Source organism: Mesorhizobium sp. M0715 (assembly GCF_040320355.1).
GTDB lineage: Bacteria > Pseudomonadota > Alphaproteobacteria > Rhizobiales > Rhizobiaceae > Mesorhizobium.
On record NZ_JAMYPL010000022.1, the window covers coordinates 12,845 to 32,555 of the forward strand.

A 19,711-nucleotide genomic window follows, 5' to 3' on the forward strand; every position below is an offset into this window, starting at 1 on the left:
TCGTCTGTGAACGTCCTCATCGTCTATGCCCACCCGGAAGCAAAATCCTTCAACGGCGCCATGAAGGATCTCGCCGTGGAAACCCTGACCCGCGCAGGCCACGACGTCGTCGTCAGCGACCTCTATGCGATGGGCTTCAATCCTGTCGCCGGGCCTGGCGACATATCAGGCGAGCGCAACGATCCGGACTTCTTCAGCCTGTCGCGCGAGCAGACCGCCGCCTACGAGACCGGCGCACTCTCGGCCGACATCAATACCGAGATCGAAAAACTGAAGCGGGCGGACTTCGTGCTGTTCCAGTTCCCGGTCTGGTGGTTCGGAATGCCCGCAATCCTCAAGGGTTGGGCCGACCGTGTCTTCGCGCGCGGTTTCGCCTATCTGCCGGGCCGCAAATACGACACCGGCATGTTCAGGGGGAAGCTCGCCATGGTGGCCGCCACCACGGGCACATCGGCCGACACCTACGCGCCCGACGGCATCGACGGCGACATCCTCACGGTGCTGTGGCCGATCCACAATGGTCTGCTGCGCTATTCAGGCTTCGACGTGCTGCCGCCCTTTGTCGCCTATATGCCGGGCCGTATCGGTGATGACGGCCGCAAGGCCTACCTGGAAGCCTACCGCAAGAGGTTCGAAGACATCGACGGCACGCCGCGACTGTTCTTCCACGCCGCCGAGGATTACGGCAAGGACGAGCGGCTGAAGCCCGGCGTGCTCGCTCGTTCCGGGGTGCAGCGCAATGTCTGACAGCGCCCGCCCGCTGGAGGGCCTGTTTGTCGTTTCGATCGAGCAGGCTGTCGCCGCTCCGCTTTGCACGGTCCGCCTTGCCGACGCCGGCGCGCGCGTCGTGAAGATCGAGCGCCCGGAAGGCGAAACCGCGCGTCACTACGATTCCGCAGTGGAGGGCATGTCGGCTTACTTCGTCTGGCTCAACCGCGGCAAGGAGAGCGCGGTGCTCGACCTGAAGACCGAGCACGACCTGGCTCTCCTGCGCCGGATGGTCGCGCGCGCCGACGTCCTCGTGCAGAATCTCGTGCCGGGCGCCATCGACAGGCTCGGCCTCTCGGCCGATACAATTGCGAAAGAGTTTCCTCGGCTGATAGCCATCAACATCGTCGGCTACGGGCAGGACACGCCCTACGCGGCCATGCGCGCCTACGACATGCTGGTGCAGGCCGAAAGCGGCATCTGCGCCGTTACCGGCACACCGGACACGCCGAGCAAGGTCGGGGTTTCCGCCGCCGACATCGCCACCGGCATGAATGCCCATGCAGCGATACTCGAAGCCTTGTTGGCGCGCCAGAAGACTGGGCGCGGTCGCATTGTCGAGATTGCCATGTTCGACGCCATGGCCGATTGGATGACCGTGCCGCTGCTGCACTACGAATATGCGGGCCGTGAGACCCAGAGATATGGCCTGGCGCACGCTTCGATCTACCCCTATCGACCCTATGCCTGTCGGGATGGCAGCGTGGTCGTGTCCATCCAGCAGAACAATGAATGGAAGCGCTTCTGCACGCTCGTGCTGCAAAGGCAGGATTTGTTCGCCGACGAACGCTTCGCCACCAATACCTGGCGGGTTGCCAACCGCACGGCGCTCGACGCCGTGATCGAACCGATCTTCGCGGCAATCGACTGCGACGAGGCCATAGACCGTCTCGACGAGGCGCAGATCGCCTGGGGCCGGGTGAGTGCAATGCGCGACCTGCCGCACCACAAGGCCCTCCGCCGGACGGAGGTGGCACTGCCGGACGGCAAGCGCATCGCAGTACCCATGCCTGCAGGGCGGCCGGAGGGATTTGCAACGGTTCCCAGCGTCCCCGCGCTTGGAGCCGATACGGACCGGATCCGGTCCGAATTCGCCCCCTGACGAGGACCTCATGAGCCTGGACACAAGCACGCTGCAGGAATGGGTTGGACGCACGCACGAGGTCGAGGATGTTGTGACCCCGCGCCTGCTGGCCAGCTTTGGCGCCACGCTTGGGGACCACGCGGCGCAGACTGCCGAGGGCGCGGCCGCGCCCGGACTGCACTGGTGCCTGACACCCGACATTGCCGAAATGCGAGAACTCGGACCTGACGGGCACCCGGCCAAAGGCGGCTTCCTGCCGCCGGTGTCGCTTCCACGCCGCATGTGGGCTGCCAGCGATGTGCGTTTCATGGCGCCGATCCGCTCTGGCGACCGCATCCGCCGCAACTCGACATTGACCGCCATAGAGGAGAAACAGGGCCGCACCGGCCCGCTCACCTTCGTCGCGGTCCGGCACGACATCGCCAACGATTCCGGTCCGGTCATCGAGGAGGACCAGACCATCGTCTATCGCGGCGCCGAAGCCGCTGCTGCGCCCCCTGCCCCGCCGGCCAATTCGCCCCTGGCCGCATCGCACGAGCGCACGATCAACGTCGATCCCGTGCTGCTCTTTCGATATTCCGCGCTGACGTTCAACGGGCACCGCATCCACTATGACGCGCCCTACGCCACGACGGTCGAGCACTATTCCGGGCTCGTCATCCATGGCCCGTTGCAGGCGACGCTGCTGATGAACTTCGCCACCGCCATTGCCGGCACGTCGCCGCGCCGCTTCTCATTCCGCGGCGTCCATCCGGCGAGCGGCCCACAGAGCCTGGTCCTGAGTGCAACAGCCCGAGACAAGGACGGCATGGCGTTGGAGGTGCGGTCGGCGGACGGGCATGTAACGGTGAAGGCCACGGCGCAATGGTGAGCTTCGTCACGCCTGTCGTACCGCTTTTCGTGCCGGGCTCGCGGCCGGAACGGTTTGCCAAGGCCGACGGCAGCGGCGCGGACGCAGTCATTCTCGACCTCGAGGATGCCGTAGCCCCTTGCGACAAGGACCGCGCTCGCGAAGCGATTCTCGCCAATGCGGCCACGCTGAAATCCGCCGTTGTGGTCCGCATCAACGCCGCGGGAACACCCTGGCACGAAGCGGACATCGACGCCGTGCGGCGCCTCGACGGCGTCTCCATCATGCTGCCCAAGGCCGAACGTCCGGAGGACATTGCCGATATGGCCAAGCACATGGCACGCAGCGTTTCCGTCATCGCGCTGGTCGAGAGCGCCGTCGGCCTCGCCAACCTGCCGGACATATTGGCCACGCCCGGCGTCGTTGCCGTCGCCTTCGGCTCGGTCGACTTCTCGCTCGATCTCGGTTGCGCGCATGATCGGCTGATCCTGCTTGCGGCTCGCAGCGAAATCGTCTGGCGCTCGCGCGCCGCTGGCCGGGCCGCGCCGATCGACGGCGTAACGACCGACCTGAGCAATCCTGAAATCACGGAGGATGACGCCCGCCACGCCATGAAGATGGGTTTTGGCGGCAAGATGGCCATCCATCCGAGGCAGATCGAGCCGATTCGCAATGGCTTTCGCCCGAGCGAAAATGACATCACATGGGCACGCGACATCATTGGCGCGGCCTCATCAGGCGAAGCCAGCCAGGTGAACGGCGAGATGGTGGATCGGCCGGTCATCGAACGTGCAAGGCAGGTCCTGCGCCGGGCCGCTTTGGTCTAAAGGGCATGCCAGAGGAGGAGCAACAGATGAGCACGGACACCGCCGATTGGCCGACCGCCAGGCTCTGCTCGTTCATCGCCGAACTCGACTTCGAACAGATCCCGCCGCGCGTCGTTCATTTCGCGAAAGGACTGATGATCGACTGGCTCGGCTCGGCGCTGGCCGGCAAGGGTGCGCACCAGGTCGAGATCATCGACGGCTTTGCGCGTGCCATGGGGCCGGCGGACGGCCCAAGCACCATCATCCCGACGCGGCGGCGCACAAGCCCCTATTTCGCGGCGATGGTCAATGCGGCGGCCTCCCATATCGTGGAACAGGACGACGTTCACAACGGCTCGGTCTTTCACCCGGCGGCCGTGATCTTTCCGGCGGTCCTGGCGGTTGCCGAGGCTGAGGGGAAGACCGGCCGCGACGTCCTGACTGCCTGCATCGCCGGCTATGAAGTGGGCATCCGCGTAGGAGAATTCCTCGGACGCTCGCACTACGAGATATTCCACACCACCGGCACCGCTGGCGCTGTCGCCGCGGCCGCGGCGGTCGGCAGATTGATCGGACTGGACGCAGCCGGTCTCAACCATGCTCTCGGCTCCGCCGGCACCCAGGCGGCAGGGCTCTGGGAATTCTTGCGCGATGCCGCCGATTCCAAGCAGCTTCATACGGCGCGAGCCGCCGCCAACGGCCTGTTTTCTGCCTATCTGGCACGCGATGGCTTCAAGGGGGCCGCGCAGATCCTCGAAGGGAAAAAGGGCATGGCTTCAGGCATGTCCAGCGACGCCGATCCGGCCCGCCTGACGGACGGCCTCGGCAGCCGTTGGGCAACCGAGGAGACCTCCTTCAAATGGCACGCCGCCTGCCGGCACACCCATCCGGCCGCTGATGCGCTGCAGCTTCTCATGCGCCGCGAGGGGCTCGGTCCGGACGACATCGCTGATGTGGTAACCCATGTCCATCAGGGAGCCATCGATGTCCTGGGCGCGGTGGTCATTCCACAAACCGTCCACCAGGCGAAGTTCTCCATGGGCACAGTGTTGGGCCTCATCGCCGTCCATGGCGTCGCCGATCTCGACGCGTTCGAACACCAAGCACTTGCCGACACGCGCGTCGCCCGTTTCCGCGCCAAGGTGCGGATGGAGTTCGACGCCGAGATCGACAGACTTTATCCCAAGCAATGGGTCGGCAAGGTGAGCGTCATGACCATTGACGGCCGCAAACTCGATACCCGCGTCGACGAGCCCAAGGGAGACCCCGGCAACACGCTTGCGAAACAGGAACTGGAAGCCAAGGCGATACGCCTTGCCGAATTCCGAGGCGGCGCCACCGCCGACGAGATGCGCGCGTGTATAGCCCGCATCTGGAGACTCGATCAGCCCGGAAGCACGGCGCATATATTTGCAAAGCCGTAGTCCGCTATGGCGCCGAACGCTCGAGCTCGTTCAAACCCTCCCATTTCATACGTCGTTGCCGCCGATCGCCGCATGGATCGCTGAGCGGCTGTTCCGACACCGGAATTTCCGTATTGCGTGTCACATGTGTTTCAGTGAGAAGGAGATTGAGAGCGCAGGCTCAAAATATTTTCCTTCGAACGCCAGGAGATTGGCCGAGTCTGATGAATCAACCCATGAGAGATTTGGCGTAAACTACTATTGATAATGGTGGGCCCGGAGGGCATATTAAAATCCTTCGTTTTGTTGAGTTTTTCGTGGGCCAGAATCTGAAAGCTTCCCGTATCGTTTCGTATGCTCCCGCGACCCCAAACTGCCGACCATAGCTGACCTCGTTTTACGAACGTTGGGAGCAGGGTCCAGAACGGCGGAAATGGGGCCGGAACCTGACTGGCAGCTTCGCGACTTCGGGATGGCCCTAGCGGACGTAGTCTGGAATGTCCCATCGGAGACTCGACGACGTCGCTAGGCGAGAAGCGCCGAAACGCTTGTCCAATTATCCCCGGTTATCCCCGGCCCGTTCCGCTTCGATCGCCTCATCAGGAGGCCTCTGGTCGCGCACCAACTTGACGATCTGTTAGCCATGGCAATTGTCGACTAGTATACTTAGCTGGAGTGTTCATGCTGAGGTTCTTGTCAGCGCGCCGCAGTCGCTAGAAATCCGGCCGGGCGCCATGCCACAGCCCGGCGCCAGCGAAGTGGTCGTTCACGTCAGCCGTGCCGGCATCTGTGGCTCCGACATTCACATCCTGCATGGCTCCAATCCGTTCGCCGTTCTATCCGCGCGTCATCGGCCATGAGTTCGCGGGCACCGTCACCGCGCTCGGACGCCATGTGACCGGCGTTGCCGTGGGAGGAGGCCGCGCGGTGGTCGACCCCGTGGTGTCGTGCGGCCACTGCTATCCCTGCCGGATCGGCCGTTCCAATGTCTGCGCCAACCTCGAAGTGATCGGCGTCCATCGCGACGGCGGTTTCCGTAACTTCGTCGCCGTCCCGGCGCATAATGCCATTCCAATTCCGGCCGACATGCCGTTCAGTCTGGCGGCGCTGGCCGAACCGATTTCGATTGCCGCCAACGTCCTCGACCGCACCGGCTGTGGCTCTGATGATACCCTGCTGATCAGGGTGCCGGAACCGTCGGCGTCACGGTGCTGCAGGTTGGCAAAATGCATGGTGCCCGCTGCATCTGGCCGACATCGATGAAGCTCGCCTCGAGCGGGCGCTACGCTTCGGTGCGGACCGGGTGATCCACTCCGTGCGCGATCCCGTGCCGGCCGCGGTGCGCACGGAGAATGACGGTCTTGGCCCGACAATGGTCATCGACGGCGCCGGCATTCCCGCACTTCTTGACGAGGCCTGCCGCTTGGCCAGTCCGGCGGGCCGCATCGACCTGCTCGGCTTTTCGAATGCCCCGTCCAACCTCAGCCAACAGAAAGTGGTGCGCAAGGAACTGACCATCGTCGGCTCGCGCCTGAATCGCCGGCTGTTGCCACGCGTCGTCGAATGGCTGGCCGACAAGCGGCTCGATCCGCAAGGCATGATCAAGTAGCCTATAACTCATTGAAATTGCACTAAAATATCCGAAAATTCCAAAAGGGACCGACACTAGAGCCGTCAAAAAATTACGCTTTTGGTTTTAAAGGGAATTCGCCGCAAAGAATTTTCGAGGGTTCACCAACTATCGGGACCAATCGGGCGATTTTTGTACCTCACGACGTTCGACGGCCTGCCCAAGCCGTTTAAAGAAGTGCCGTCACCGCTCCAATAAGGCATTGGCATGGGCCATAACGATCGACAAGCAACCGGTGTCGCACACACCCTGCAGTTGGTGGTGTGTTGCGACCGCGCTGGCATCCACTCGATTCTTGCTGAAATTCCGGCTAGCTTGGCGACAGATGGCTCAATTTCTGGTCGGTGAATCACAATGAGACCGCCCGTCAAGAGAATAATGGGCGGCACCTTTGGTCCCGAGGCGAGTGCAATGGCGCACGAATGAATTCTACAACAATGCGCCGTGCGACGCCAGCGACCTTGCCCTTTCGTATGCGATCAAGCAATTGGCTATATGGGCAAGATAGGGGAATTTCACCTTTACCAGTCCGGATCGGAATCAAAAGGGATGATTTCTGCCGATTTTTTTGACATCGCTTTCCTCCTCGATCCATCCCACAATACAACAGGAAGTCTCTGCTCACACCCGCGCGGCGATATCCGCCACCCATCTAGTTCCGGACTCGCGATCAGAAAGCATATCTGAACGGCATTCCATAGAAGCAATATAAATTGAAAATTGCGGCCAAACCCAGGATGGTTTCGAAGCCGGCGGGCCACTCACGGTCTCAAGGCGAGAATTTAAGAGACGTTCAAGAATGACCCAGCACGCAGAAAACGCTCGAATTCTCATGTACAGCCACGACACGTTCGGGCTCGGCCACTTGCAGCGCTGCCGGACTATCGCGCATTCGCTGGTCGAGGATTTCCGTGGGCTTCAGGTGCTTATCATTTCGGGTGCGACTATCGCCGGCGCCTTCGACTACCGCGCCCGTGTCGACTTCGTGAAGATCCCCAGCGTCATCAAGTTGCGCAACGGCGAATACACCTCGTTGGAAAAGGACATCGATCTGCATGAGACGCTAAGGATGCGTCAGTCGATCATTCGCCACACAGCCGAGACCTTCCGGCCGGATATCTTCATCGTCGACAAGGAACCGCTCGGCCTGCGCGGTGAGATTGAGGACACGCTGTCCTACCTCAAGACGCGGGGCACCACGCTGGTGCTTGGCCTGCGCGAGGTGATGGATGCACCGCATCTGCTCGAAGCAGAGTGGGCGCGCAGGGATGTGATGCGCAAGATAGGCCTGTTCTACGACAAGGTCTGGGCCTATGGCCCGCCGGATTTCTACGATCCATTGACCGGCTTGGATGTGCCGCCGGCTGTCAGGGCAAAAATGAGATTCGTCGGTTTCCTGCAACGGAGCCTGCAGCGGAACCAGTTGCCCGGCCACCGGCCAGAGGGCGACTATATCCTGGTTACCACCGGTGGCGGCGGCGACGGCGCCGAATTGATTCACGACGTCATCGATGCTTATCAGCACGATCCGAAATTGCAGCACAAGGCGCTGATCGTGCTTGGGCCTTACATGCCGGCTCGCAAGCGCAACAAGTTGCTGAAGAAGGGGGCCACGATCCCCTACATCAAGATTATCGAGTTCGACAACCGCATGGAAGACCTGATTGCCGGCGCCAAGGCGGTAGTGGCGATGGGCGGTTACAATACTTATTGCGAGATACTATCTTTCGACAAGCCGGCGCTCATCGTGCCGCGCATCGAACCCCGCCAGGAACAACTGATCCGCGCGCGGCGCGCAGCCGAACTGGGCCTCGTCGAAATGCTTTTGCCGGAGGAAGCCAAGGACTCGCAGCGATTTGCCGATGCACTGGTGGCGCTGCCGAATCGGCCTCGTCCATCCCAGAGTAATCCACATCTGACCCTGGAAGGGCTCCCTCATATTTCCGAAATCGTCGCGGAATTGCTCGACCGGCAGGCTGGCCCTCACCTTTCGGTTATTGAAGGCATGAACTGAGTTGCAACATCGCAAGATCGTCGTGGTTCTGAAGGGTTATCCGCGGCTCTCGGAAACCTTCATCGCGCAGGAACTGCTCGGACTGGAGCGTGCGGGGTTCGATCTGATACTCGTCGCGCTCAGGCGGCCGACCGACGCAAAACGCCACCCCGTGCATGACGAGATCAAAGCGCCCGTCCATTATCTGCCGGAATATCTGCATGAAGAGCCGCTGCGCGTGGTTCGCTCGCTTTCTGCTTGTTTGCTGCGGCCGGGCTTCTGGCGTGCACTGGGATCGCTGGCCGTCGATATGCCGCGCGACTTTACGCGCAATCGCGCGCGCCGTTTCGGGCAAGCGCTCGTGCTAGCGGCCGAATGGCCCGAAGACGCGGTATGGCTGCATGCGCATTTCGCGCACACGCCGGCATCGGTGACGCGCTATGCCAGCCAGCTTCTTGGTCTGCCCTGGAGCTGCTCGGCCCATGCCAAGGACATCTGGACTTCGGCGGATTGGGATCTGGCCAGCAAGCTTTCCTCGGCGCGCTGGACGGTAACTTGCACGAAAACCGGCTTCGACCGTCTGAAAAAACTCGCCGACGGCAACTCGTCAGTGCATTTGAGCTATCATGGGCTCGACCTTGATCGCTTCGGCATTTTCGGCGAGGCACGAAAACAGCATGACGGCTCGGCGCCGGACGAACCGGTTATCGTTCTGAGTGTCGGGCGCGCCGTTGCAAAGAAAGGTTACGACACCTTGCTGGAGGCCCTTGCCCTCTTGCCCGGTGATTTAGCGTGGCGTTTCGAGCATATTGGCGGCGGCGAGGAACTGGAACGGCTCAAGGCGTTGGCGCAAAAGCTCGGACTGGATGGTCGCATCTCTTGGAAAGGCGCGCTCGCGCAGGAAGAGGTGCTTGAGCACTACCGCCGCGCCGATATCTTCGCCCTGGCCTGCAGGATCACCGCAAATGGTGACCGCGATGGTCTGCCGAATGTTCTGGTGGAGGCGGCCAGCCAGCGGCTTGCCTGCGTGTCGACCGATATTTCCGGCGTGCCGGAGCTTTTATCGCCGGATGAAACCGGGCTGCTGGTTCCGACGGAAAACCCAATTGCCCTGGCACAGGCGCTGGAGCGGCTGATCCGTGATCCCGTGCTGCGTGCCCGCCTCGGCGACACCGCAGAGGCGCGCGTGCGCGGCAATTTCGATCACATAGCAAGCATTGGACAGCTCAAGGAGCTGTTCGAACGGGAGTGGCGGGCCGCCGAATGAAGCGGCTGCGCGCGTTCTTCTATGTCCAGCACCTGCTCGGCATCGGCCATCTCGCGCGCTCCAGCCGCGTCGCGGCGGCTCTGGTCGATGACGGGTTTGACGTAACCATCGTCACTGGCGGAGCGCCGGTCGCGGGGTTTCCGGGATTGGGGGCAATATCTGTAACCCTGCCATCTGTCACCTCCGGTGATGAAGGATTTTCCGGTCTTGTCGACCTGCAGGGCAAGCCCATCGACGATGATTTCAAGAAACGGCGTTCAGAGATGCTGCTGCAGGCATTCCGGGATTGCAGGCCTGATATCGTCATTGTCGAGGCGTTTCCATTTGGGCGCCGGCAGATGCGTTTCGAACTCTTGCCGCTGATCGAGGCCATCGACGCGGCGTCGCCCAGACCGCTGCTGGTGACGTCAGTCCGTGATATCCTTCAGGAGCGCGTCAAGCCGGGCCGAAACGAGGAAACGGTCGATCTCGTTAACAGGCATTTTGACCTTGTCATGGTCCATGGCGATCCGGCTTTCGCAACCATCGACAAGACATTTCCACTGGCGGGAGCGATCAGGGCCGAGGTTGCGTACACGGGGCTCGTTGCCGCGCCACCAGCGCCCGCGGCCTCCGAGCGTTTCGACGTTGTGGTGTCGGTTGGCGGCGGGGCCGCCGGAAAGAGCCTTGTCCGGTCCACCATCGCATTAGCGCGGAATGCCGACAACGCCTGGAAATGGTGTCTGATCACCGGCCCAAACCTGCCGAAGGACGAATTTGACGCGATTACACGCGATGCGACGCCGCGCCTGTCCATCTTCCGGTTTCGCGAGGATTTCGCCAGCTTGCTGACCGGCGCCCGCCTGTCGGTCTCGCAGGCGGGTTACAACACTGTCTGCGATGTCCTGCGCGCGCGCTGTCGCTCGCTGCTCGTTCCCTTTGCAGCCGGCGGGGAAACGGAACAGACGGTTCGAGCCCTTATGCTCGAAGAGCTCGGCCTTGCAACGGTGCGGATGGAAAAGGACCTGACGCCTGAGTGTCTGGCGCAAGCGATCGAACAGGCGCTTGCGGGACCGGCGCCAGCGGCGCATCGTCTCGATCTGGAAGGCGCCCGTCACTCTGCGCAAATCCTGCGCGAGCGGCAACGAACCTGGTCCTCGAAATCCTAACGCAGGTCGCATCTCGTTGGATTCGCGAAACGCGCTTCAAACAGTTCCAATCAGCATGAAGCGCGTATATTTTTTTGTCGGCAGTTCGCCGGAGAACCTGATCTCCCGTAGCGCCGCCATTGCTTCGAAGGCTGCAAGCGAAGCCACGCAGTTGATGTGCGTCGGCTCGCTGAAGTAATCGTTCGATTGCAGCAGCACATTCGTGCCCCGCGGAAGCAGGGCCAGCCAGGCACCCAGCTCGGCTATGTGTTCGCAGCTCGTATTGACCACTAGGTCGGGCCGCCCGGCGGCATAGTCGAGTGCGTACATATCTTCCGTCAGCGCCCGGAAGCGGTCGCCGGCTTCCCGGTTGAGGGTCCGGGCGACCGACCCGACTTCCGGATCGATGTCGATGCTGTCGATCGCCGCAATGTCGAAACGGGCGTCGTTGAAAAGCATTGCCGGCAATACGCCGTACCATCCACCCAGCACCCATATACGCCCGAACCGGCCGCCGCAGCTTCCAAACAGCTCGTCGAGCGCCCACATCTTGCAAGCGACCTGCTTGTGGTTGAAGGCGTTGGCGATGTCGGCCGTCGGATGCTTGGCGATGACGCGCGCCAGCCCGGCGACGAGAGGGTGGTCGACATAGGCGGCAATTCCCCGGGCGAGATCCAAGGCTTGTTCGTGCCCGCCGGCATTGCGTGCTTGTGTGACATCCATCATATTCGTCCTCTATGTTGGGATTTCGGGCGACACAACGCAATATTGCCTCACGCGAGCCTGTTCGACTTGCGGATAAGACGATGCCGCCAGCCGTTTCGCCGTTGCACGGTGGCGAAGGGGGCCGATTGCGTCTGTCCCGACCAGCGGCGTCCATCCGCGAAGACATTGCCGATACATCGTTTGCCAGCAGGTGCTTTCACCGCCTGCATCCTCCAAACTGACAGTCGCATATGGAACCCAGCCTAGCCCGCTATATCTGGACGCACACCCGGAAGCAGCAGATCTGGATATTGATGATCGTCCTGCTTTCGATGATCCCATATTTCATGTCCTTCGACCTGCCGAAGCTGATCGTCAACGGCCCGATCCAGGGGAAGGGGTTCGAGCAACCCGGCACGACCCTGCCCTTCATGAGATTGCACTATAACCTGCCGTTCATTGGCGAGGTCCAGTTCTTCTCCGGTTTTCAGCTTGACCGCAAGGAGACGCTGCTTGCCCTGAGCCTTGTGTTCCTCTTGCTGGTCGTCATCAACGGCCTGTTCAAACTCTACATCAACACCTACAAGGGCCGCCTCGGCGAACGCATGCTGCGGCGTATTCGCTTCGATCTGATCGATCGTGTGCTGCGGTTTCCGCCGATTTACTTCAAGCGGGTGAAATCCGCCGAAGTGGCGACCATGGTGAAGGATGAGGTGGAGCCGCTGGGCGGCTTTATCGGCGATGCCTTCCTGCAGCCGGTGCTGCTCGGCGGCCAGGCGCTGACGGCCATGCTGTTCATCATGGTCCAGAACGTCTGGCTCGGAATGATAGCGGTGGTGATCGTGATCATCCAGATCGTACTCATCCCGCGGATGCGGCGGCGGCTGCTCGTGCTTGGGCGCCAACGGCAGTTGACGGCGCGCGCGCTTTCTGGCCGGGTTGGCGAAATCGTTGACGGCATCGGCGCGGTTCACGTCCACGATACGTCGAACTACGAGCGCGCCGACATAGCTGCTAGGCTAGGGCTCATCTTCAAGATCCGCTTCGATCTTTACCAATGGAAATTCATGGTAAAGTTCCTCAACAATTTTCTCGCACAGCTCACGCCCTTTCTGTTCTACATGATCGGCGGGTATCTGGTCATCGGGGGCCGGCTGGACGTCGGCCAACTCGTGGCGGTGATCGGAGCCTACAAGGACCTGCCCGGACCGATGAAGGAACTGATCGACTGGGATCAGGATCGGCAGGATGTCCAGGTCAAATATCAGCAGGTCGTTGAACAGTTCACCGTCGAGGATATCATTGCGCCGGGAATCGCGGCACTGACGATCGACGATCGCGGTCCGATGACAAACCCGCTGTCGGCGGTCGGTCTCTCCATGGCAGACGATGGCGGTGCAATGCTCCTCAACCGTGTCTCCATGCAGGTCAAGCCGGCTGAGACGGTGGCGCTGGTCAGCACCCCGACAGGCGGAGCGGAGGCGCTAGCAGAAGCCTTCGCGCGTCTGAACTGGCCAGAGAGTGGAAAGGTCGCTTCGGGCGCCGATGACCTGCTTGAACTCCCCGAAGCCGTGACCGGCCGGCGCATGTCTTACGCCTCGTCGGATGTTTTCCTGTTCCAAGCAAGCCTGCGCGATAACCTGCTCTACGGGTTGAAGCATGCACCGCTGACATCGGTGACTTATGACGGCGCCGCGGCAGACCAGCAGCGCTGGAACATGGACGAGGCGCGCCGGTCGGGCAATCCGGATTTCGACGTCCATAGCGACTGGATCGACTATGCTTCCGCCGGTGCTACCGGCCCGCACGACCTCTTTGAAGCGGTGCGCCGGGTGCTCGACGCGGTTCTTCTGTCGCGCGACATACTGGATCTTGGCTTGCGCTCTTCGGCCGACCTCACGCGTCACACGAAGCTCGCCGGGCGGATCGTCGAACTGCGTGCAGCGCTGCGAACCCGGCTGGAACAGGAAGGGCTGCGCGAACTGGTGGTTCCTTTCGAGCCGGGCGCTTACAACACGGAAGCGACGATCGGCCAGAACTTGCTTTTCGGCGCCGCCGCCGGCCCCGAACTGGCCGACAAGGCTCTGGCGGCCAATCCCTACTTTGCTTCCGTGCTGAAGCAGGCCGGCCTCGACAGCACGCTCTACGAGATGGGCATGGAGATCGCCGAACAGGCCATCGAGCTGTTTGCCGACCTGCCGCCAGATCACCAGTTCTTCCAGCAGCTCGCCTTCATGAGCGCCGAGGAGATCCCCGCCTACGAGACCTTGCTGCAGCGGCTCAAGAACCGCCCCTACGAGGCGGTTTCGGAGGCCGACCGCGCCATGATCATCACCTTGAGCTTTGCCTATATCGAGCCCCGGCACCGCTTCGGCCTGCTGACCGACGAGTTGATGAGCAAGATCGTCGCCGCACGCAACCAGTTCTATGAAAACCTGCCGCCCGAACTGCACAACGCGATCGAACGGTATGATCCTGCCAAATACATTGCCGCGGCCACCGTCATGGACAATGTCCTATTCGGCCGTGTGGGAAACAACCATCCCGACGCCCCGGACCGCATACGCTCCATCGTCTATGACATTCTTGACGAGCTGGGGCTCTATGCCGAGCTTCTGGATGTCGGCCTGGACTTCAACGTCGGCGCCGGTGGAAGGCGGCTGACCGGCGGACAGCGACAGAAGCTCGATGTTGCCCGGGCTCTGCTCAAGCGTCCCGATTTTCTCATTCTCAACCGGCCGCTGTCGGCGCTCGACCAGCGCATTCAGGACAAGGTGCTGCGAAACGTGCTCGAGGAAGCCAGACGCGACGGCCATTCGCCGGCAATTGTGTGGGTCGTGACGAGTCCGGCAATGGCGATGATGTTCGATCGCGTTATCGTCTTTGACTCGGGTCAATTGGTGGAAGACGGTACACACGAGACACTTTTGGCAGAGAACGGTATCTTCAAGGAACTTCTGTCATAGTCTGGCAGACGCGAATTTAGGAAGGTTTGCGACAATGCTGCTCAAGGATGAAGTTGGAATGCTTCAACGCGTTCCCTTGTTCTCTGGCATTGAGCCGGCAAAGCTCAAGCTGCTCGCGTTCACATCCGATCGCGTGAATTACAGCGCCGGCCAGATTCTTTTCCGGCAGGGCGACGAGGCAGACGCTGCCTATGTCATCCTTTCAGGCAGGGCGGATATTCTGGTCGATTCCGACAGCGGGCCGATGAAAGTTGCCGAACTGCTGCCAAATTCGATTGTCGGCGAGATCGCCATATTGTGCAACAGCTCCCGCACTGCCACCGTCAGCGCGGCAAGTGATCTGGAGGCCTTGAGAATCCGCAAGGATCATTTCCTGAGGCTTATGAAGGAGTTCCCGGAAATGACCATCGAGATATTGCGGGTTCTTGCCGATCGGCTAAGCCATACGACCGCGGATCTGATCGACGCACGAAGCGCCTAGAGCTATGATGGGCGAAAGGTAGCATGGACGACGATTTTTTCCTGGTCAGATTTTGGGGCGTGCGCGGCAGCATTGCTGTATCCGGGCCAGAATTCGCTCGCTATGGCGGCAACACAATCTGCATTGAGATGCGATGCGGCAAGCATACGCTTCTGTTCGACGCAGGCTCTGGCCTACGGCCTGCCGGCAGGGCGCTTCAGGCGTCGGATGTGACCGATTTCGACCTGCTTTTCACCCATTGCCATTACGATCACATCATCGGGCTGCCGGCTTTTGCGCCTATCTTCGACCCGAGCGTCAAGCTTACGCTTTGGTCCGGGCATCTTGCAGGACGCATGACGACCCGGCAGATTATCGATGAGTTCATACGGCCGCCGTGGTTTCCGGTGAAAATGAACGTCTGCAAGGCAAATCTCGACTGCCGCGATTTCGTATCCGGAGACGTGCTTCGGCCGCGCGAAGGGGTGGTGGTTCGGACCGGCAGTCTCACCCATCCGGGAGGCTGCATAGGCTACCGGATCGAATGGGGCGGCCGCGTCGTGGCGGTGATCACCGACACCGAGCACGAGCCGGACAAACTCGATCAGTCGGTGCTCGACCTGATCGAAGATGCCGACCTCGTCATTTACGATTGCACCTACACCGAGAAGGAAATGGAACGCCGCCGCGGTAACGGTCACTCGACATGGCAACAGGGCGTCAAGCTCTGTGAGGCGGCCGGTGCACGGGCGCTTGCACTGTTTCACCACGATCCGACACGCACCGACGAGCAACTGGACGAGATGGAGAAGCTGGCCAAGAACAGGTTTGCCGGCGCTTTTGCCGCGCGGGATGGCCAGATGCTCAAGTTCCCGGTCTCATCGCACAGAAAGCGCTGAGCTATTTTCCTTTACCCGCGTGGCGCCCGATCAATGTCCTGATCGGAAGCCATGCACAGGGTTCAGCCTGTGCGGTGACTGTCAACAATCGTTCGAGGAAAAGCCAGGCCGATTCATCATGTACAAGATGGTGGGTGAGCAGGCCGATCGGCTCGCCGTCGGATGCATGCTGCAAGTGTGCGATGATAGCCTGGACCAATACACCATGATCGCGGCAGCCGCGCGTGCCATGCCAATCCATGATGTCGACATTGCTGTTGATGACCGCCAATGAAGCCGGCTTCGGCGGCCCATAGACTGACAAGGCCGCAAAACCTATCGATCCAAGGTCGGATACCACGCCGGCGTCGATCCTGTTCCAGGGCGGCACCAGCATCGGAACGGCACGTGCGCCGTGCAGGCCGGTTACTCGCGACAGTCCGCGAGCCAGATCATCGAGCACCGCCTCGCGTGGCCGATGCGCGCCGAGCTCCTGCTTTTTCTGGTCCTCGGGCGCATGAGTCCGGTGCGCCCAGCCATGGATGGCGACCGTGGCATGCGGGGCCTCGTCGAGCCGGGCGACAAGCTTCGCGTCGGTCAGGGCCGGAATGACGGCCAGAGTGACCGGAACCGCGAATTCACCGGTGAGGTCGAGCAGCCGATCAAGCGCAGGCGTCGGATACACGGCGTCGTCGTCGCGCAGCCAGAACTCCGCCTTTCGGCCCGCCCGTTGCAGGCGCGCCAGCTCTTCCACCAAGGGCTGCCAGATCGGATCGGACGTCATGAGACCGGGACCTTCGCAATAAGTTCGGCCAGACGCGCAGCTGCGCCACCGAGGGAACGTTCTTCGAGAACGAAACGCCGGGCTTCCGCGGCCATGATGGTTCTTTCGTCGTCCCGGGCCAGAAGCCTTTCAATGGCGGAAGCGAACGCCGCGACATCGCCCGGCGGGGTGAGAAACCCGGTCTGGCCATCCCGCACGACCTCCGGCACGCCGGCGATGTCCTGGGCCACCACCGGAAGGCCGGCGGCCTGTGCTTCAAGATAGGCAACGCCGTAGGCCTCGCCATAACCCGGCCAGACATAGATTCCCCCGGTGTAAAGGACATCCGGCACGGCGGCAGGCTCGATCGAGCCGATCCATTCGATACGATCGGCGGGCAAGCCGGCGAATTGCGCTTCGACCTCGTCGCGAGCTGGCCCGTCTCCGACGACCGACATGGTCCAGGGCATATGGCCGATCAAGCCGAGCGCTTGCGCCAGCATGCGATAGCTGCCCAGTTTGTCGCCCGGGCGCATCATGGCGACGGTAACGAGGCGCGTCGGACAACCCCGTGCCGGGATTTCCCGGAATGCCGATATGTCGATGAAGGGCGAAAGCATACCGAAAGCGGCCTTGGGAATAGCATCCGCCAGTCCCTGACGATCCCTTTGGGTGAAGCAGATGTTCAGAGCCGCTTGTTCGATGGCTCGCGCCACCAATGCTTGGCTATCGGCCCACAAGCCGGCATTGCGTCGCCTGGAATAGGAGGCTTCCGCTGTCACATAGGGGACAGCAAAGGCCGACGCCAGCTCCGGCCCGATCAAGTCGGGCGCCTTGTAATAGGGATGGTAGGTGAACCAGAGATCGGGCTTGCCGTCACGATCCCAAAGCTTGGTCAGCCGCGCGGCTTCCTCTGCGGCCTCGATCTTGAGTGCCTCGAAACTTTTCGACTCCGGCTGGCGTAGATAGAAGCGCAACTCAGATGCCAATTCGACGCTATGCCCTCCGTACTCCAGCGCTTTGACAAGCATCCGTGCCATCTGGCGGTCGCCGGAGACAACGGGATGATTGGGTGACTTCAGCGGCGCGTAGAAGGCAATTCGCATCGCGCGACCTATCATCGGAAAGCCTGCGCAAGTCAATTTCGAAGCGTAATCGACTTCACCTTCAAGCCGTGGAATGTGCTATCTAATGGCCATGGAACCAGCTGTCGCGTCCGACCCGTTTGTCGCTTCTTTGCCTGTCTTCGCAAAGTTCGAAAGCGTTGCCGATATCGATAACTATCGGCCCCTCCCCGATGGCTGGGCGCTGGCCACTGCCGACATTGTCGGCTCGACCAAGGCGATCGAGGCGGGGCGCTATAAAACCGTCAATATGGCCGGCGCAAGCGTCATTTCGGCGCTGCTCAATGCGCTGGGTCGGCAAGATCTCCCCTTTGTCTTCGGCGGCGACGGCGCACTCGTGGCGTTTCCCGGCTCGGCGCTGGAGATCGCCCGCAACGCGCTGGCGGCCGTCCAAAGATGGGTGGCGGACGAACTGGGCCTGACCTTGCGCGCCGCGATCGTGCCGATAGGGGACATAAGGGCGCAGGGCCTCGACGTTCGCGTGGCGAGGTTCCAGGCCTCCGAAGCGGCCTTCTATGCCATGTTCGCCGGCGGTGGCGGCAGTTGGGCGGAAGCTGAGATGAAAGCGGGGCGCTACCGCATCGATCCTGCGCCGGTCGGCGCGCGGCCGGATCTGACCGGCCTTTCCTGCCGTTGGAACCCGATCGAAGCACGGCATGGCGAAATCGTCTCGATCATAGCCACACCGGGGGCGTCGCGCGACTTGCGCGGGTTTCAGTTTCTGGCTTCCGACATCATCGCCCTCGCCGGCAGGCAGGAGCGCAATGGCCACCCGGTGCCGGTGGACGGCCCGGGCTACAGTCTGCTGCCCGCCGGCCTGGATGTCGAGGCGCGGGCGATGGCCACGGCAGGATGGCGGTGGCGGTCGAAGCTGTGGATCGTGTTCCTGATGACGCTTACGGCTGTAACCGATCGATTTGGCTGGACGATTGGCCGTTTCGATCCGAAGGTCTACAAACGCGAGGTGGCCAGCAATTCGGATTTCCGAAAGTTCGACGACGGCTTGAAGATGACCATCGACGTTGACGCGGATGTGCTGCATCGGATCCAAGACCGGCTGAAGCAGGCGGAAGAGGCGGGCATCTGCAATTATGGCCTGCACCGCCAGAAGTCGGCCTTGATGACCTGCCTCGTCATCTCGCCGCTGCAGCGCGATCATGTTCATTTCATCGATGGCGCCGCCGGCGGCTACGCGATGGCTGCCGCAAGCCTGAAGGCGAAGGCGCCGGTCTGCTGACTGCTTGCGGAAATCGATTTCCGCAGCATGCCCTCACTCATGGTTCTTGGCACCGGTGAGCCGCGCCATGGGAGCGGGTAGCCTGTCCGAATTGACGGGAAAGCAGATTTTTGGACGCCTAACGATCAACATATGACCGTCTTCTGAACCGGATTTCGAGGTGCGTCGCGCAAGTCGGCGTGATCGGACCGAGCTATGTCGGGTTGCCGCTGTCGGTTGCGATCGCACGCGCCGGGTTCCCGGTTTCCGGCTTCGACATCGAAGCCCGGAAGGTCGATGCCTGAGCAACGGCCAATCCTACTTGAGGCAGTGACGTCGACAGCCGTGCCGGCCGGGCGGTTCCGCACCACTGCGGATTTGCCGAACTAGCCGTCTGCGATGCCATCATAATCTGCGTTCCGACACCGCTGACGAAACACCGGGAGCCGGAGAGGATCCCCGAAGGATCCGATGCTGTCGTCGTGGCAACCTACCACGACGCGATCGACTATCAGGCGATCGCTGATCACGCTCCTCTGGTCGTCGACACACGCAATGATTTTGGCCGCCTCGGGCTGGTCCAAGCGACAGTGGTGGTGAAGGCCCGACGATGTCTGAGACGGCGAATTCTTTGCCCGATGTCAGGATCGAGATTGCACTCCGCCGGAAGC

At 61.7% G+C, this 19,711-nt stretch carries 17 protein-coding genes and 1 pseudogene; 15 read left to right on the top strand and 3 right to left on the bottom strand.

All coding sequences use genetic code 11. From position 1 onward, the window contains the following. Positions 1-6: 6 nt before the first annotated feature. The 10 genes from NKI21_RS23530 to NKI21_RS23580 all read left to right on the top strand — a co-directional run bounded on the left by NKI21_RS23530 (position 7) and on the right by NKI21_RS23580 (position 10,949). Complete coding sequence (locus NKI21_RS23530) at positions 7-747, top strand: NAD(P)H-dependent oxidoreductase (RefSeq protein ID WP_352867544.1); 741 nt, start codon at positions 7-9, stop codon at positions 745-747. After that, complete coding sequence (locus NKI21_RS23535; RefSeq protein ID WP_128303855.1) at positions 740-1,870, top strand: CaiB/BaiF CoA transferase family protein; 1,131 nt, start codon at positions 740-742, stop codon at positions 1,868-1,870. Before NKI21_RS23530 ends, NKI21_RS23535 begins: the two co-directional genes overlap by 8 nt. A gap of 10 nt (positions 1,871-1,880) precedes the next feature. Continuing rightward, entirely contained in the window at positions 1,881-2,723 is an 843-nt protein-coding gene (locus NKI21_RS23540) for an HTD2 family dehydratase (protein ID WP_352774916.1), read from the top strand. Beyond that, positions 2,717-3,529, top strand: a complete 813-nt coding sequence (locus NKI21_RS23545) for an HpcH/HpaI aldolase/citrate lyase family protein (protein WP_352867548.1) — start codon at positions 2,717-2,719, stop codon at positions 3,527-3,529. The genes NKI21_RS23540 and NKI21_RS23545 overlap by 7 nt, the downstream gene beginning before the upstream one ends. 26 nt (positions 3,530-3,555) lie before the next feature. Further along, positions 3,556-4,932, top strand: coding sequence for an MmgE/PrpD family protein (locus NKI21_RS23550; protein WP_352774920.1), 1,377 nt, complete (start codon positions 3,556-3,558; stop codon positions 4,930-4,932). A 792-nt stretch (positions 4,933-5,724) separates the two neighbouring features. After that, on the top strand, positions 5,725-6,174 hold the full coding sequence (locus NKI21_RS23560; protein ID WP_352774922.1) for an alcohol dehydrogenase catalytic domain-containing protein: 450 nt from the start codon (positions 5,725-5,727) through the stop codon (positions 6,172-6,174). 40 nt (positions 6,175-6,214) lie between these two features. Beyond that, positions 6,215-6,520 (top strand): zinc-binding dehydrogenase, encoded by a 306-nt coding sequence (locus NKI21_RS23565; RefSeq protein WP_352675274.1) that lies wholly within the window; start codon positions 6,215-6,217, stop codon positions 6,518-6,520. Positions 6,521-7,340: 820 nt separating this feature from the next. Further along, entirely contained in the window at positions 7,341-8,555 is a 1,215-nt protein-coding gene (locus NKI21_RS23570) for a glycosyltransferase family protein (protein ID WP_128303851.1), read from the top strand. Between the two features lies 1 nt (position 8,556). Then, positions 8,557-9,801 carry a glycosyltransferase gene (locus NKI21_RS23575; protein ID WP_023809541.1) on the top strand — a complete coding sequence of 415 codons (1,245 nt, stop codon included), beginning with the start codon at positions 8,557-8,559 and terminating at the stop codon, positions 9,799-9,801. Then, complete coding sequence (locus NKI21_RS23580; RefSeq protein WP_023809542.1) at positions 9,798-10,949, top strand: glycosyltransferase family protein; 1,152 nt, start codon at positions 9,798-9,800, stop codon at positions 10,947-10,949. The genes NKI21_RS23575 and NKI21_RS23580 overlap by 4 nt, the downstream gene beginning before the upstream one ends. A gap of 36 nt (positions 10,950-10,985) precedes the next feature. Here the strand turns inward: NKI21_RS23580 and NKI21_RS23585 are convergent, their stop codons facing one another. Further along, positions 10,986-11,651 carry a class I SAM-dependent methyltransferase gene (locus NKI21_RS23585; RefSeq protein WP_352867555.1) on the bottom strand — a complete coding sequence of 222 codons (666 nt, stop codon included), beginning with the start codon at positions 11,649-11,651 and terminating at the stop codon, positions 10,986-10,988. 233 nt (positions 11,652-11,884) lie between these two features. On the opposite strand from NKI21_RS23585, the gene NKI21_RS23590 reads away from it, so the two are divergent. Genes NKI21_RS23590 through NKI21_RS23600 form a run of 3 tightly spaced genes read left to right on the top strand, consistent with a single transcriptional unit; the run spans position 11,885 to position 15,958 of the window. Further along, entirely contained in the window at positions 11,885-14,599 is a 2,715-nt protein-coding gene (locus tag NKI21_RS23590) for an ABC transporter transmembrane domain-containing protein (protein WP_352442505.1), read from the top strand. 34 nt (positions 14,600-14,633) lie between these two features. Then, complete coding sequence (locus tag NKI21_RS23595; RefSeq protein ID WP_031212612.1) at positions 14,634-15,080, top strand: cyclic nucleotide-binding domain-containing protein; 447 nt, start codon at positions 14,634-14,636, stop codon at positions 15,078-15,080. Between the two features lie 23 nt (positions 15,081-15,103). Continuing rightward, positions 15,104-15,958: an MBL fold metallo-hydrolase gene (locus NKI21_RS23600; protein ID WP_352867559.1), complete on the top strand. Its 855-nt coding sequence runs from the start codon at positions 15,104-15,106 to the stop codon at positions 15,956-15,958. A gap of 1 nt (position 15,959) precedes the next feature. On the opposite strand, the gene NKI21_RS23605 is transcribed toward NKI21_RS23600, so the two are convergent. After that, on the bottom strand, positions 15,960-16,721 hold the full coding sequence (locus NKI21_RS23605) for a polysaccharide deacetylase family protein (RefSeq protein WP_023809546.1): 762 nt from the start codon (positions 16,719-16,721) through the stop codon (positions 15,960-15,962). Next, positions 16,718-17,806: a glycosyltransferase family 4 protein gene (locus tag NKI21_RS23610; protein WP_023809547.1), complete on the bottom strand. Its 1,089-nt coding sequence runs from the start codon at positions 17,804-17,806 to the stop codon at positions 16,718-16,720. Before NKI21_RS23610 ends, NKI21_RS23605 begins: the two co-directional genes overlap by 4 nt. A gap of 73 nt (positions 17,807-17,879) precedes the next feature. Here NKI21_RS23610 and NKI21_RS23615 point away from each other — a divergent pair, with 73 nt between their 5' ends. Both NKI21_RS23615 and NKI21_RS32395 read left to right on the top strand, forming a co-directional pair. After that, positions 17,880-19,061 (top strand): DUF3095 domain-containing protein, encoded by a 1,182-nt coding sequence (locus tag NKI21_RS23615; RefSeq protein ID WP_352442504.1) that lies wholly within the window; start codon positions 17,880-17,882, stop codon positions 19,059-19,061. 143 nt (positions 19,062-19,204) lie between these two features. Continuing rightward, positions 19,205-19,492 (top strand): annotated as a pseudogene (locus NKI21_RS32395) (NAD(P)-binding domain-containing protein); the annotation flags it as partial. Positions 19,493-19,711 lie beyond the last annotated feature (219 nt).

Excerpts from the sequence above, each read along its gene's own strand:
- NKI21_RS23535 (WP_128303855.1), top strand. The coding sequence starts at position 740 with ATGTCTGACAGCGCCCGCCCGCTGGAGGGCCTGTTTGTCGTTTCGATC.
- NKI21_RS23540 (WP_352774916.1), top strand. The coding sequence starts at position 1,881 with ATGAGCCTGGACACAAGCACGCTGCAGGAATGGGTTGGACGCACGCAC.
- NKI21_RS23545 (WP_352867548.1), top strand. The coding sequence starts at position 2,717 with ATGGTGAGCTTCGTCACGCCTGTCGTACCGCTTTTCGTGCCGGGCTCG.
- NKI21_RS23550 (WP_352774920.1), top strand. The coding sequence starts at position 3,556 with ATGAGCACGGACACCGCCGATTGGCCGACCGCCAGGCTCTGCTCGTTC.
- NKI21_RS23560 (WP_352774922.1), top strand. The coding sequence starts at position 5,725 with ATGGCTCCAATCCGTTCGCCGTTCTATCCGCGCGTCATCGGCCATGAG.
- NKI21_RS23570 (WP_128303851.1), top strand. The coding sequence starts at position 7,341 with ATGACCCAGCACGCAGAAAACGCTCGAATTCTCATGTACAGCCACGAC.
- NKI21_RS23580 (WP_023809542.1), top strand. The coding sequence starts at position 9,798 with ATGAAGCGGCTGCGCGCGTTCTTCTATGTCCAGCACCTGCTCGGCATC.
- NKI21_RS23585 (WP_352867555.1), bottom strand. The coding sequence starts at position 11,651 with ATGGATGTCACACAAGCACGCAATGCCGGCGGGCACGAACAAGCCTTG.
- NKI21_RS23590 (WP_352442505.1), top strand. The coding sequence starts at position 11,885 with ATGGAACCCAGCCTAGCCCGCTATATCTGGACGCACACCCGGAAGCAG.
- NKI21_RS23595 (WP_031212612.1), top strand. The coding sequence starts at position 14,634 with ATGCTGCTCAAGGATGAAGTTGGAATGCTTCAACGCGTTCCCTTGTTC.
- NKI21_RS23600 (WP_352867559.1), top strand. The coding sequence starts at position 15,104 with ATGGACGACGATTTTTTCCTGGTCAGATTTTGGGGCGTGCGCGGCAGC.
- NKI21_RS23605 (WP_023809546.1), bottom strand. The coding sequence starts at position 16,721 with ATGACGTCCGATCCGATCTGGCAGCCCTTGGTGGAAGAGCTGGCGCGC.
- NKI21_RS23610 (WP_023809547.1), bottom strand. The coding sequence starts at position 17,806 with ATGCGAATTGCCTTCTACGCGCCGCTGAAGTCACCCAATCATCCCGTT.
- NKI21_RS23615 (WP_352442504.1), top strand. The coding sequence starts at position 17,880 with ATGTGCTATCTAATGGCCATGGAACCAGCTGTCGCGTCCGACCCGTTT.